At 55.5% G+C, this 13,889-nt stretch carries 14 protein-coding genes and 1 pseudogene; 2 read left to right on the top strand and 13 right to left on the bottom strand.

Going from position 1 to position 13,889, the window contains the following annotated elements:
- Positions 1 to 31 precede the first annotated feature (31 nt).
- A complete protein-coding gene (locus AT687_RS01585) occupies positions 32 to 1,150 on the top strand; it encodes a DUF418 domain-containing protein (RefSeq protein WP_014318618.1) in 1,119 nt (372 codons plus the stop codon).
- Here the strand turns inward: AT687_RS01585 and AT687_RS01580 are convergent.
- From AT687_RS01580 to AT687_RS01550, 7 genes are all read right to left on the bottom strand, one after another.
- Positions 1,128 to 3,644 carry a heavy metal translocating P-type ATPase gene (locus AT687_RS01580; RefSeq protein WP_014318617.1) on the bottom strand — a complete coding sequence of 839 codons (2,517 nt, stop codon included), beginning with the start codon at positions 3,642 to 3,644 and terminating at the stop codon, positions 1,128 to 1,130. The genes AT687_RS01585 and AT687_RS01580 overlap by 23 nt on opposite strands.
- Complete coding sequence (locus tag AT687_RS01575) at positions 3,637 to 4,119, bottom strand: hypothetical protein (protein ID WP_014301363.1); 483 nt, start codon at positions 4,117 to 4,119, stop codon at positions 3,637 to 3,639. The genes AT687_RS01580 and AT687_RS01575 overlap by 8 nt, the downstream gene beginning before the upstream one ends.
- A gap of 13 nt (positions 4,120 to 4,132) precedes the next feature.
- On the bottom strand, positions 4,133 to 5,125 hold the full coding sequence (gene hemB / locus AT687_RS01570) for a porphobilinogen synthase (RefSeq protein ID WP_014318616.1): 993 nt from the start codon (positions 5,123 to 5,125) through the stop codon (positions 4,133 to 4,135).
- Positions 5,122 to 6,792, bottom strand: coding sequence for a bifunctional uroporphyrinogen-III C-methyltransferase/uroporphyrinogen-III synthase (locus AT687_RS01565; protein WP_014318615.1), 1,671 nt, complete (start codon positions 6,790 to 6,792; stop codon positions 5,122 to 5,124). The genes hemB and AT687_RS01565 overlap by 4 nt, the downstream gene beginning before the upstream one ends.
- 60 nt (positions 6,793 to 6,852) lie before the next feature.
- Positions 6,853 to 7,737, bottom strand: coding sequence for a hydroxymethylbilane synthase (hemC, locus tag AT687_RS01560; RefSeq protein ID WP_010934272.1), 885 nt, complete (start codon positions 7,735 to 7,737; stop codon positions 6,853 to 6,855).
- Positions 7,734 to 9,050 carry a glutamyl-tRNA reductase gene (locus AT687_RS01555; protein WP_010934271.1) on the bottom strand — a complete coding sequence of 439 codons (1,317 nt, stop codon included), beginning with the start codon at positions 9,048 to 9,050 and terminating at the stop codon, positions 7,734 to 7,736. Before AT687_RS01555 ends, hemC begins: the two co-directional genes overlap by 4 nt.
- A 116-nt stretch (positions 9,051 to 9,166) precedes the next feature.
- Positions 9,167 to 9,403 (bottom strand): glutaredoxin family protein, encoded by a 237-nt coding sequence (locus AT687_RS01550; RefSeq protein WP_014301360.1) that lies wholly within the window; start codon positions 9,401 to 9,403, stop codon positions 9,167 to 9,169.
- A gap of 71 nt (positions 9,404 to 9,474) precedes the next feature.
- Between AT687_RS01550 and AT687_RS01545 the strand changes: the two genes are divergently transcribed.
- Complete coding sequence (locus AT687_RS01545) at positions 9,475 to 10,518, top strand: HAD-IB family hydrolase (protein ID WP_010934269.1); 1,044 nt, start codon at positions 9,475 to 9,477, stop codon at positions 10,516 to 10,518.
- Here the strand turns inward: AT687_RS01545 and AT687_RS01540 are convergent.
- The 6 genes and pseudogenes from AT687_RS01540 to AT687_RS13475 form a co-directional block, all read right to left on the bottom strand.
- Positions 10,484 to 11,353 carry a DsbA family protein gene (locus AT687_RS01540; RefSeq protein WP_014318614.1) on the bottom strand — a complete coding sequence of 290 codons (870 nt, stop codon included), beginning with the start codon at positions 11,351 to 11,353 and terminating at the stop codon, positions 10,484 to 10,486. The two genes, AT687_RS01545 and AT687_RS01540, sit on opposite strands and share 35 nt — an antisense overlap.
- Before the next feature lie 79 nt (positions 11,354 to 11,432).
- Positions 11,433 to 11,534 carry a 30S ribosomal protein bS22 gene (locus tag AT687_RS11735; protein WP_003402602.1) on the bottom strand — a complete coding sequence of 34 codons (102 nt, stop codon included), beginning with the start codon at positions 11,532 to 11,534 and terminating at the stop codon, positions 11,433 to 11,435.
- Positions 11,535 to 11,721: 187 nt separating this feature from the next.
- Positions 11,722 to 11,913: a helix-turn-helix domain-containing protein gene (locus AT687_RS01535; protein ID WP_004566485.1), complete on the bottom strand. Its 192-nt coding sequence runs from the start codon at positions 11,911 to 11,913 to the stop codon at positions 11,722 to 11,724.
- Between the two features lie 255 nt (positions 11,914 to 12,168).
- Positions 12,169 to 12,972, bottom strand: a complete 804-nt coding sequence (gene proC, locus AT687_RS01530; RefSeq protein WP_041740425.1) for a pyrroline-5-carboxylate reductase — start codon at positions 12,970 to 12,972, stop codon at positions 12,169 to 12,171.
- A gap of 42 nt (positions 12,973 to 13,014) precedes the next feature.
- Complete coding sequence (locus tag AT687_RS01525) at positions 13,015 to 13,638, bottom strand: hypothetical protein (protein WP_004566481.1); 624 nt, start codon at positions 13,636 to 13,638, stop codon at positions 13,015 to 13,017.
- Positions 13,639 to 13,643: 5 nt separating this feature from the next.
- Positions 13,644 to 13,790, bottom strand: a pseudogene (locus AT687_RS13475) (Ppx/GppA phosphatase family protein); the annotation flags it as partial.
- Positions 13,791 to 13,889: the final 99 nt, after the last annotated feature.

Here is a 13,889-nt window from a genome sequence, read left to right as displayed (position 1 = left end):
GTACCTACTTGGATGCCTTAGTATCTAACCCATGGATCAAAAACGACCCCGCATGATGGCCCCCGACGTAGCCCGCGGCCTCGCCCTCCTTGGTATCGCAATGGCGAACATCCCCTCAGCATGGATGGGAGTAGGAATTTTCGGCCAAGTAAACTCCACGCTCGATAAAATCGCAGTACTATTCTCCGCTATGTTCGTCCATAACCGCGGACTACCTATGTTCTCCACGTTGCTCGGATTCGGCGTCGGTTTGATCACCATCAGCATGATCCGCAAACACTTCAGTTTGTCCCAAGCCCGCGGTGCGCTGATCAAACGCTACCTGTTTCTCACCATGTTCGGCGTGATCCACTGCCTCCTGCTCTTCTTTGGCGACATCATGACTTTCTACGGCCTTGCTGCCGTCATCATCGCCACCATGCTGCCCCTTAAAGACGCAACCATTCGACTGATCGCCTACATTTTGTTCGGTCTTACGGGTATCTTCGCAGCACTCCTGATGGCATTCCCCACCGCAGCACAAATCTTGACCAGCGATGCAGGCATGGCATCCGATACAGCCCTAGAGTATTACGGCACAAGCATAGCTGTACTTATTTCAAGCCTCGTCATGTTCCCGCTCCAAGCAATGCTCTATCTGCCTATCATGCTCATCGGCTACAGCTGGGCTAGGCGCGGCGTACTAGCAGACGTCCACCAACACCGCACCGAGCTTTACATTTGGTCCGGCATCGCAATCGCCATCATTATCGGAATCGGCATTCCATGGGGCCTTACCCAAGCCGATACCTTCACAATCCTCAACTTCTCGATCGGACAGCTCTCCGGCCCAGGGATTCTAGCAATCTGCGCGCTGAGCGTCGACAAGATCAAACCATCATGGCTCACCCCGTTTGCGGCCCTAGGTAAGCGTTCCATGAGTGGTTACCTCATGCAGTCGATCCTGTGCTACCCACTATTTTTGGGATTCACATTGGGGATTAAGGCATCGGCAGCTGGCATTCTTGTCTACGCCTTCGGTATCTGGTTGATCACACTGCTGCTGGCCTGCCTACTAGAAAAGAAAAACCTGCGAGGGCCATTCGAATGGCTCCACCGCAGGCTGTCATACGGACCAACGCTTCAGCTTACAAATTCCTCGTCCACGTAGAACGCACCTCAATCACGATGGTCGCACCCAACATAAACAAGCTTGCGATCATCGGGTGCAACACCCCAGAAATAGCGGCAACAATCGCCGCCACGTTATATACCCACGCAAAACCCAAGTTTGAGCGAATACGACGATTGAGTCGACGCGCAAAGGTGAACAAGCGTGGGATAGGCGCAACATCATTTTTGAGCATGATGACATTAGCAACAGGGTGCTCAATAGCTGCCGAGCTCTTCGACATCGCATCAATCAAAATGCCTACATTAGCCACGCGGAAACAATCATTAATGGAATCATCTCCCACCACCGCAATCGTGGCACCGTGGTTGCGCACAGAACGAACGGTCTGCGGCTTTTGACCAGGCTGAATGCCAGCCAACACGTGAGAAACACCCACGCTATCGCCGTATCGACGCGCCACCGGATAGGTATCACGGCTCAGCATCATCGTCTCGATGCCTTGAGCTTCCAGATCATCCACCGCGTCCACGGCATCATCTTTAACCGCATTAAACAAGGTGATAACACCACGATCCTTGTTCTTCCAGCGCACCACCAACGGAGAACTACCCGACTCCGCGGCAGCAGCAAGACGACCATCAAGTGCCGATAGGCTGCGAGGACGCCACAACACTGCTTCCACAGAGCGCGCCTCATCACCAACAGGAAGTTCCACAAAACCGCGGAAACTACCTTCCTCATCGATTTCCGAATGCGTCACGTCAATCCAGCCGGGGATCGAATCATCAGTCGAAGCATCGCGAGCCTCACGAGCCGCACGCACCAACGCCCGGGATACGGGGTGATCGCTTTCCATAGCCAACGCGCCTGCAACACGCAGCACCAAATCTGGATTTTCACCGCGGTCTGCCGTGACCTTTTCTACCGACATGCCTGCCTTAGACAACGCACCCACTCGGTTGAAAATTACTGTGTCGACAGTATCGATCACACGCAACGTCTCACCACTTTGGATCAACACACCCTGACGGGCGGCGTCTTCAATGCTCTTACGCATAGCCAGAGAAGCCGAGGTAGCCAGAGCCACCGGAGAAACACACCCCAATACCGCCAGCGCGGTAGCAAAAGCTTGGTTTAGGTTATTAGTAATCAGCGCCCACAACGCAAAATCCGTAGCCGCAATAACAAAAGAGACAGGCACCAACATCGACGCCGCCCTCGTTGCCACCGCATCCGCATGGTTTTGATGCACACTTGCCTGCGACACCCACCGCGTAATGCCCGCAAACCATGTGCGGTGACCAGTTTGAAGCACACGAATCTTCAGCGTATTAGAACCATTGACACAACCAGCATAAACATGGTCGTTGACCTTGGCCTTCAATCGGCCAATTCCCAAAGCAGTGCCATCGATCGTAGAAGCGCCACCAACAACATAGCCGTCGGCAGGGATCAACGCATAAGGAGCAATGAGGATATCATCACCCACGTTGAGCTTCTGGATCGCAACTTCTTCCTTACGAACCTCACCCGTCTTACGGTTCTTTCCCACCACCGTCACTGTTGACGACGGATTCGGGCGATAACGTTTCAAATCTTCCAAAAGATCCGAACGCGCACGACGCACCAAGATACGTCCCGCCAACAAGATCACGGTCATGCCGCATGCAACATCGAAAAACAGTGCACCCGAAACAAACTTCGTGGGGTCAATCGCAATCCACTTCGGCTGCGCACGGTACGTAGGATCGCCCACCGAAGAAAACAGCATCATTACGATAGACCAACCCCACGCCATCAAAATGGCAACGGAGGAGGCACTATCCAGAGCCGACATTCCCCTGCGCGCACCACCAATCGTGGCACGGTGAAACGGCCACGCACCATAGAGCACCACAGGAAGCGACAGCGCTGCCAGTGCCCACTGCCAATAATCAAACTGCAGTTCCCGCCAAAAGCTCACCGCTAAAACAGGAATCGTGCAGGCAATAGAAGTAAAAAGGCGAGCTTTAGTCATCAACGAACGCGCAGTGAACAACACCTCCGTGGTTTCCACCACCCGGGTTGTCTCATCACGCTTATGCAAAAACCCTTCGCGACGAGCAATTTCGAAGCGACGCGATTCTTCGTCGACACGCGAACCAAAGCGTCGAGCACGCGCGCGGCGATACCGCCCCTCCTCCACATCCGTCCACGCCAATCGACGACGCAGCGAAGAATCCGTCAACGTAGCCGTCACGCCATGCTGCTGAAAAGCATCCACAATGAGCGTCGGATCCAACGTGCGACTGGCGCTAATCCACGCCATCGCCGAAGGATAAACGATCTTGGCATCCACTCCTTCGATCTGCTCGATCGCTTCTTCCAACTCCGAAACCGAAGAGGCACTACCTAACCCCTCCAATTCAAAGGCGAAAGAAGTACGCCCCTCCTTCGACTGCACAGCGGCAAAAGTTTCGGTATCAAATCCCGCCTTTTGCGCAGCGGATTTGGCCTCTTGGATGGCGTCGTCAAGCGGCGAATCAGTCACGGACCACACCCCACTCCAGCGACTCCTTCTTCTGCGCAAAGATCAAACCAATGATCGCCGCCACGCCACAAGCAATGGACAAACAACCATCAGCCAAAAACCAGCCCTGCGGAATCGACAAAGAAGTGGGCACAATCGCAAACACCGTAATCACGCTAATGCCCAAATATATTGACACAAACGTCATCGTCTTGCGACACAGCTGCGCAAACCGCCCACCCTGGCGAAACGCAGCAACAAACCACGCAAACAACCCAAGGAACCCAAGCAAAAACAGCACCGACATAACAACGCCTATCGACGCCGCCATCTCCGGAACCGCCTGCCCATTCATCCGCTTTTCCAATTCCGCCATCAACTGACCACGGTTAAAAAATGCAATAACGCCACCAATAATCTGATGAACTGCGTTAATCGCCAGCGCCGTCCACCACGATGCGGCGGCCCAACGCACGGCCTCGGGTTGAGTTGTCACTCGACGCGCTCCCTTAAAGTTTTCGTGCTGCTTCTACAGCAAAGTATGTCAGGATTTGATCCGCACCGGCACGTTTAATAGAAATCAGAGACTCCATCATCACCCGATCCAGATCCAACCAGCCGTTCGCAGCAGCCGCATGCAACATCGCATACTCGCCAGAAACCTGGTAAGCCGCCACCGGAACCGACGACGTAGACGCTACCTCAGCAAGCACATCCAAGTACGGCATAGCAGGTTTGACCATAACAAAATCCGCGCCTTCCTCAATGTCCAGATCGACTTCGAGGATCGACTCACGGAGATTAGCAGGATCTTGCTGGTAGGCACGACGATCACCCTGCAAAGAGGAGCCCACTGCGTCACGGAAAGGACCATAAAACGCCGACGCATATTTAGCGGAATACGCCATGATCGCAACATCGTGGAACCCTGCGGCGTCGAGAGCCTCACGGATAGCTAAAATCTGGCCGTCCATCATGCCCGACGGGCTCACAATATGAGCACCCGCTTCAGCCTGAGCAACCGCCATCTTCTGATACAACTCAACCGTTGGATCGTTATCCACAATGGTGGCGCCAAAGCGATCCGTGGTCAAAATGCCACAGTGCCCATGATCGGTGAACTCGTCAAGGCAGGTATCCGCCGTGATGAGCACCTGATCACCGAACTCCTGACGAAGCGCACGCACACCGCGGTTCAAAATGCCCTCGGGATCCCACGCTTGTGAACCAGTGGCATCCTTATCGGAATCCAGTGGCACACCGAAAAGATCCACGCAGCGAATACCCACCGAGATCGCCTCACGGACAGCCTCTATAAGGGATTCCATGGTGTGCTGGCACACACCTGGCATCGACTCAATCTCCCGAGGCTTATCAATGCCATCGGCAATAAACATCGGCAAAATAAGATCAGCCGGACGCAGCGTGGTTTCCGCAACGAATTCACGCATCACCGGAGTCGAACGCAACCGACGAGGACGACGAATAAGATCTAGATTCATACAGCACCTTCCTTAGATTTGCGACGGGCCCGACGCTTCTTACGCGGCGGCGGCAACTCACCCGCAGCACGCAGTTTCTCCACATGCTCCGCGAGCGCATCCACAAGAGCCGCAACGTTAGCCACCTCGGGGATGACGTCGACACGCAGCCCTTGCTTCTCTGCCTCCGCGGCGGTCATCGGCCCAATACATGCAATGATCGTGCGCGCATGCGGCTTACCCGCAATACCCACCAAATTGCGCACCGTCGACGCAGAGGTAAAACACACCGCATCAAAATCGCCGGACTTAATCATGTCGCGGACTTCCGCACTCGGCGGCGCGGCACGCACCGTACGATACGCCACTACATCATCAACTTCCCAGCCAAGGTTGACCAAACCATCAACCAGCACATCAGTGGCAATATCAGCCCGCGGCAGCAACACCCGACCTACCGGGTCCAAGCCCTCCACATAATTAGGGAAAACCGACACCATACCCGCAGCATTATGCTCCTTACGTGGCGGAATTAGCTCAGGAGTAATGCCAAACTCACGAATCGCCGCCGCAGTCTTAGCCCCCACCGCAGCGATATGCACCCCCGCGAACGCGCGAGAATCCAAACCAAACGACACGATCTTCTCACGCACCGCCTTAACAGCATTCACGCTGGTAAACACCACCCACTGGTAGCGCCCCTCCACAATGCCCTTAATCGCACGCTCCAACTGCGCCGGATTACGCGGCGGCTCCACAGAAATAGTGGGAACCTCTTGGGCAATAGCACCATAAGCGGCGATTCGGCTGCTCATCGGACCAGCTTGATCCTTCGCACGGGGAACCAACACCCGCCAGCCAAACAACGCGCGGCTTTCCCACCAAGAAAATGTACTGCGATCCGATACACCCACTGTGACCACAAGGGTGCCATCGAGCTCCTGTTTGACCAGCGACTTCATAGTTTTAAGCGTCACGTCAAAGCTGCGCTGCAAACGCGTCGTGCCATTCATCGTCACCGTCACCGGAGTGCCCGCCGGAAGTTTGCGATCCTTCAGCTCCGTAGCGATAGTCAGCAAGTCGTCTTTACTCGCCTGCAAAATCAACGGCAGCGGGGCGGTTGCCAACTGATCCCAGTTAGTATCTTCACTCACCGTAGTCTTGGTATAAGAATCGCCCAACGTAATACCCGCGAAAGCAGGAACCGCAGCCGGCAACGACATACCTGGCACAATCTGGAAATCCGCGCCCACCTGAGTAACAGCCGTGATCTCATCGAGCGTGCGAGAATCCGCCAACGGATTTCCCTGCACCAAGCGAATCACATCACCTTCGTCTAGCAACGGCAACAGCACCGCCATCACCTCATCGACGCTCGCCGCAGCGGACACCTCAATGATTTCCGCGGCGGTGGGGGCCTCGGGACGCGGAGGCTTACGACGCTTCGCAGCCGCACACATGCGCTCATACTCAGCTTCAGCTGCATCAAGCTTGGCCTGCGGCACCTCAAGATGCTCAGCAATAACTGCACGGATACCTACGCCAACAGTGGAATCCACCACCGCATTGGCTGTGGAGCCCAGCACCTCGCGGGCTCGAACCGTCAAAAGATCTGGGTTGCCGGGACCGGCGCCGACGAAGATGACACGTCCTCGCGTTGAGTGCTCGGGCTTCATGATTAATCGCATTTCTAGGCGTGCTGCCGATAGAAGGAAACTAAAACCATAACCATAATTGAAGTTACAGAATTATCCCAAGATGGTCGCAGCACCATCAGCAATCAAAGCACGTGTAAGCTCCTCCGCCAACGCGACATTCTCCGCTACTGGCGCAGATAGTTCACGACGAACCACCTTCGAACCATCCAAAGCAATCACCGCTGCGGTCAACGTCAGCGTGCCGTCGTTAAGCGTTGCATGCGCAGCCACCGGAGCCGTGCATCCCGCCTCAAGGCGATTAAGAACTACACGCTCAGTAACAGCGCACACCTGTGCTTGCTCGTCGCAGATAGAATCAATCGCCTCGCGGGCATACGCATCATCTGCTCGGCACTCCACCGCCAACGCACCCTGAGCTGGTGCCGGCAAGAAGTCCTGCGGATCAAAAACCTGCGTAGCCTCATCCCCACGCCCCACACGGGTAAGACCGGCATATGCCAACACCACAGCGTCGAGCTCACCGCTGGTTACCTTGCCCATACGGGTATCAATATTGCCGCGCAATGGCACGCACTCAACATCAGGGCGCAACGCCTTGATCTGCGAAATACGACGCGGAGCACCCGTGCCAATCAACGCACCAGCAGGAAGATCAGCCAACGACAAGCCATCACGGGCGATCAAACAATCACGGAAATCGGCACGCTTGGGAACAACCAAATGAAACCGCGGATCCAACTCAGTAGGAAGATCCTTAAACGAATGCACTGCAATATCGCAGCCACCCGTGTGCAACTCCTCGCGCAGAGCCTGGGTAAACACGCCAACACCAATGCGCTCCACCGGAGCCATGTTCACGTCACCATGAGTAGTCACGATCACCAGCTCTGCCTCATAGGGGCGCAGGTCATCGCGAACATGGCCCGACTGCGTGGTAGCCAACAGGCTTCCACGGGTGCCGATCTTCAACGTCATCGCTTGTTAATCCTTTCCGGCAGTTCATCCACATTCACAGCAACAGGTGTTGCCTCGACCGCAAGCCCAAAAAGCTCTTGAATGGCCGTGTCGTAGGACACCGTGCCTGATTGCGCCGCCAATTCTTTGACTCGAACCGTCGGCTGATGCAGCAACTTATCCACCACACGGCGAACAGTGCGCTGTACCTCTGAGAAGTCGTCTTCGTCCATACTTGGCACTCGGGTAGACAACCGCGCTAATTCCGAATCGATCAGACTAGAAGCGTGGCGTCGCAACGCCGCAACCGCAGGCGCAACATCCCGAATCCGCTGGGCAGACGTGTAGGCCTCTAGCTCCTCGGCCACAATGCGCTGCGCTGCATGGTCCTTCGCTTCCCCAGAAGAAGCCACGTCACGAAGTTTTTCAATATTGACCAAGTGCACGCCAGGAACCTCGGCAACATCATCACTAATATCACGCGGCAGAGAAAGATCAATCATCATTAAATCGCCATGAGCTGCAGGAATGTTGGCAGCCTCGATGGTAAAGGTGTTCGCGCCCGTAGCCGACACCACCACGTCGACGTCGCACAGCACGTCCATGCGACGCTCAAACTCGATAGCAGAAGCTGCAACACCAGCCTCCACGGCATGATCCGCAAGGCGTTGGGCACGCTCGAACGTGCGGTTAGCCACCGTAATGTGCTCAATGCCAAGTCGACCCAAATGCGTAGCCGCCAACGACGCCATCGCACCAGCGCCCAGCACCAGCGCACGGCAGCCTGCAAAGTTCGTGGCAGACATCTGAGCCAACGCCTCATCGCAGGCAAACGACACCATTGAAGCACCGGCGTCATCAATATCCGTTTCCGTGTGCACGCGCTTGCCCGTATGCAACGACGCCTGCACCAAACCATGCAGCGCTGGGCCGACCGTGCCAGCCTCAGTCGCACTGTGGTAGGCGGTGCGCACCTGGCCGATAATCTGTTGCTCGCCAACCACCATGGAGTCTAAACCAGAGGTGACTTCCATCATGTGCTCGGCTGCCGCATCCGCATAGCGCACATAGAGATAACCGCGCAGCTCCTCCATGTCCACACCACTCATGTCGTGGAGGACCTCCACCACATCGTTGACGCCGGTATGGAAACTCGACGTCATGGCATAGACTTCAAGCCGGTTACAGGTCGATACGATCATCGCCTCGGCCAGCGATGGGCGTGCCACCAAGTCGGAAACGGTGTTTGTCCGCACCCCATCGTCCATGCTGAGCTTTTCTAGAAGTGCAACGGGTGCCGACCTATGCGACATACCCACCACTAGAACACTCACGCGCTCACCTTTCCGCTCGCTTACCCTCACCACAATATCAACCATAAGAATGATTGATCATTAAACACTCTGGCCTATAGTGACCAATTGCACAACAAAGCCTTGGCTAACTCCCGCTATTGAGCCAGCTCCGCAGCCAATTCCTCATTATCCACTTCCCAACAGGAAAATTCCTCATCGTCGATCACCACCACCGGCACCCGATCACCAAACTCCGAGGCCAACCCCGAATCCGAATCCACATCGACGATAACAAGCTCCGCACCAGCAGCAGCCACCACCGGACGTATCTGAGCTGCTACCCGCGCACAGGAACCGCACGTGCTACGCACCATCAACTCAACCTTGTGCATATCCACCTCTTCACAGTTATCACCACTACGATGGTGAGAAGAATACCCCCTAGAAAGGCGTGAACGGCACTGTGAGTCAGTCCATCCCAGAACCCCACTGGCATCAGACCCCCCAAGAATTCTTGGCCAGCTGGTCCACTTCCCGTGGCAACCTACGCCGGTTCTTCGAGGAACACGCCCTCCCGCCTATCGACGCCCGCACGCAGCGCGAAGCCGGCGAAGCCGCCGCAGAACTCGCCGCCAGCGAACTCTTTGGCATCAAACTCGACGAATACACCTCAGGGCTCGACTCTGTGTCCGGCTCCTTCGAAGCCGCCGGCGCCCAGCATGTCACAACAGCCAACCCCGAAATCCCCCAAGACATTGGGGCAGCCGCGTTCTTTGACATCGACAACACGTTGATTCAGGGGTCGTCGCTCGTTGTTTTTGCCATGGGATTGGCCAAGAAAAAGTACTTTAAGCTCAACGAAATACTGCCCGTTGCATGGAAGCAGATTAAATTTCGGGTCACCGGCAACGAAAATGCTCACGACGTCGCCGAAGGCCGCCAGCAAGCCCTCGAGTTCATTAAAGGCCGGCGTGTCGACGAGCTCGTAGCCCTGTGCGAGGAGATCGTCGATAACAATATGAGCGAAAAGCTCTGGCCTGGCACCAAACAACTGGCTGACCAGCACATTGCCGACGGCCAACAAGTATGGCTTGTCAGTGCCACCCCCGTGCAACTTGCCCAAGCCCTTGCCAAACGGCTTGGTTTTACCGGCGCGCTCGGCACCGTCGCCGAGGTCAAAGACGGCGTGTTTACCGGCCGCCTCGTCGGCGACATCCTGCACGGGCCCGGCAAACTCCACGCCGTGGCCGCGCTCGCAACCATCGAACGCCTTGATTTAAGCCGCTGCACCGCCTACTCAGACTCCATCAACGACGTCCCCATGTTGTCGATGGTAGGAACAGCTGTGGCTATTAACCCCGATCGCCCGCTAGCAAAAGTGGCCAAGCAACACGGCTGGGCAGTTCGCGACTACCGCAGCCTGCGCAAGGCCATTCGTACGTTTGGTATCCCCGCCCTCGTTACTGCCGCCTTTAGTTTTGGTGGCTGGAAGGCGTGGAGAAGGTAGGAGACTTCTTCAGCTCCGACTCAATCACCTTGATAAATTCCTCCGTGGGCTGGGCACCAGAAATATACTGCGTGCCCACCACAAATGCTGGAGTACCGCTCACGCCCAATCCGTGGGCATAATCAGCGGCCTTGGCCAACACATCGTCGTAGGTGGAATCTTGCGCCTCCCGTGAGAAGCGCTCCATGTCTTTCACACCCGCGTTGCGAGCAAACCTCTCAAAATCCTTCAAGGTGTTATTCGGGTGACCGCTCACGTTACGAGAAGCCTCAAATAGCGCCTTGCGGAACTCGTCAAACTTGCCCTGAGCAGCAGCGGCACGTCCCGCCTTCGCCGCAGCCAGCGCATGTTCACCATTGACGGGCAGATCATTCCACTCGATACGCACCAAACCCTTGGACACATACTCTTCCATCAGCATTGGCTCGGTCTGGTTAGACCAGCGGGCACAGAAGGGGCACTCGAAGTCAGAGAATTCCGTAATCACCAGTGGCGCATCGACCGCACCCACGGCAAAGGGATCTTTGGCGTTACGACGGTGCACATTGAGGATGTCATCAGCCGACTTGAGTTCTTTAGCAGGACCAAAAATTGTCGCATCGAAGGAACCGTCGGCAAGCGGCCTAGGACCATCGAGGCCCTTCGTGCCAGGTGTTGCATTCGCCGAACCCGCCTTACCGCTAAAACCAGGTGGCAAATCAGTCGCTGTTTTTTCGGCTTGAGTGCCTGCCGACTTATTGCCGAGCATATACACACCTCCCGCCACCACAATCAACACAACAATGGCGAGAATCGCAATAAGACTGCGACGCGCTGACTTCTGCATGAAGTACATCCTTTCCTAAACGCTCTTCGCAGAATACAAAACCGCCCAAGGAAATAACATTCCTTGGGCGGAAAAAGAGCCAAGAGGCTTACTTACCGAGTTTTCTACGCTGAACACGGGTGCGGCGCAGCAACTTGCGGTGCTTCTTCTTGGACATGCGCTTGCGGCGCTTCTTGATGACAGAACCCATAACGGTTTCCCTCGCTTCATAGATTGGTGTACGTACTTCCCTGTCAGAAGCCCCACGGTCTTTCGCGCGGCCGAAGTGCACATCCGCCCGCAGGTTGGGGCTCGATTCTGACACGAATGCTAACAAGCATACCGAGCGTCCCACTACTGACCAAAATCAACACCAAAAATGTTACGGACTCAACGCCTTAACCCACGTTGTAGTAGGAGGAATCGAGGTACTCATTCACAGCCTTTTCATGCACACGGAAGCTACGTCCTACGCGCACAGCAGGCAACTCACCGGAGTGAACCAAGCGGTACACGGTCATTTTAGAAACGCGCATGATCTCCGCAACCTCAGCAACTGTGAGGAATGAGCCATTATCTTCTCTAGCCATATTTACCTAACCCTTCAACAAGTCGCGCGCTGCAGGCTTCCCCTCCCGCAGAACGATCACGCACGTGCTCAAATCAGCTTAGCGTGAATCATGTGACAGGTGCGACCCAACGAGACACTCTGGATAAAGTTAATCAACTCTAATCACATACGTCCCGTCGATATCATCTAAAAACCACAGGCCACAGGGGTTTGCTGGAAAAACAACACAATGCAACCTTCAAGTAGAGGTTAAAGAAAGAGGGGTACATGCCCCCTAGCCCAAAGAACTGTTGCGTGTCGCCGCAGCAGTCGCCGCACGATAGACCGCAGCACGCAAACCGCTTTCCTCAAACTCCCGAATAGCAGCAATCGTAGTACCGCCAGGCGAGCTCACATTTGCACGCAATACTGCTGGCTCCTCACCCGTTTGCTCCAACATCGTGGCAGCGCCAGCAAAGGAAGAAACAGCCAAGTTTTTCGCCTTATCACGTGGTAGGCCAAGGAACACGCCGGCGTCGATAAGCGCCTCAACCATCAAAAAGAGATACGCAGGAGAAGAACCCGACAACGCCACCACCGCGTCCATGCTCGATTCCTCGATGACCTCCACGCTGCCCACAGCCTCCAACAGCTGCGTTAACGACGCCACCGTGTCCTCATCGGCATAACGCCCAGGAGCCACCACGGACATGCCCTTACCCACCAACATAGGAGTATTAGGCATCACACGGATAACAGGGGAACCTGCAGCAAGGCTCTCCTCGATCATGGCGTTGGTCACGCCAGCGGCCATCGACACGATAGTGGTGCTGGTGTTGTTATCTACAACGTCTGCGATTTCTTCCACAACGGGAATGACCTGCTGCGGCTTCACACACAAAAACACCATGTCTACGTCGTCAACAGCGGCAACATTTTCTAGGAAGGTCAATACGCCATAGCGTTCCTTGAGGTCCCGAGCACGCTCAGCGTTGCGATTAGTCACATGAATATCTTTTGGACTCATGCCACTTGCCACGAGGCCCGAAATCAATGCCTCGCCAATCTTGCCGCCACCAATTACTGCGATTGAAGTCATGGCGAACACTCTGCCACGAAGCCCTCACAGTGGGCAACCAGTTTAAGAAACCAACATGGGCACAAAAGTAACGGCCACGCCAGCGCAACCAGCCAACATCATGCTGCGGCGATCGCTTTCCGTACGCAGAACATGAGCAACTGTGATCATGGCAGCAATAACCGCCAACGCCAACAGGCCTACGACCTTGCGGGAGTAGTTATCCCACAGGTAGCCAAAGCCAAGGAAGATTCCCACACCAACGATGATGCCTACCAAAGCAAGACCTACAACACTAGCGACGGAAACCGGCTCGTCGTCTTCCCAGAATTCTTCCTCATCGTCGACTTCTTCCTCGACGACCTCTTCAGGTTCTTCTTCCAGCTCAGCAGCCGGAACTTCAGTCTGAACAGCAGGGAAGCTATCGGTGGTCAACCGCACCGGATCGTCCTCATCCACCACGCTCAGCACGATGGTTTCCTCGGTGCTTGGCGTATCGATGGGCTCATTGGAGTGCTTAGGCTCAGCTGGCTTCGCCTTCACCTTGGGGATATTGCCCGTCAGCTCAGCGACCGAAACACCGCCTTCCTCAAGGTTACGGCGACGACGACGTGGAGTTTCGGAGGTTGCTTCAGCTTTGCCGGAACGTGCCAGCAGCTCCGCAACGGTGAGTTGTTTCTCGCTCATGTCTCCTACTCATCTCCTTTTGAGGTTTCTTCTGGCACAATACCCTGTTCCGTGCGTCGAAGTATGACTCCCTCGCGCAAAGCCCACGGGCAAATCTCTAACTGCTCAATGTTAAGCGCACGCATCGCCGCCTCAGCGACCAACGCGCCGGAGCGGGGGCGCCCACCTTGTGACGCATTCACCGCCACAAGATGAACCGTGTTACTGCCAACGTCCAATACACCTAATCTCACGCCCTTTAGGTTAGACGG

This window comes from Corynebacterium diphtheriae (assembly GCF_001457455.1).
In the GTDB taxonomy this organism is placed as follows: domain Bacteria; phylum Actinomycetota; class Actinomycetes; order Mycobacteriales; family Mycobacteriaceae; genus Corynebacterium; species Corynebacterium diphtheriae.
This window is presented reverse-complemented; position numbering and strand designations above follow the sequence as displayed.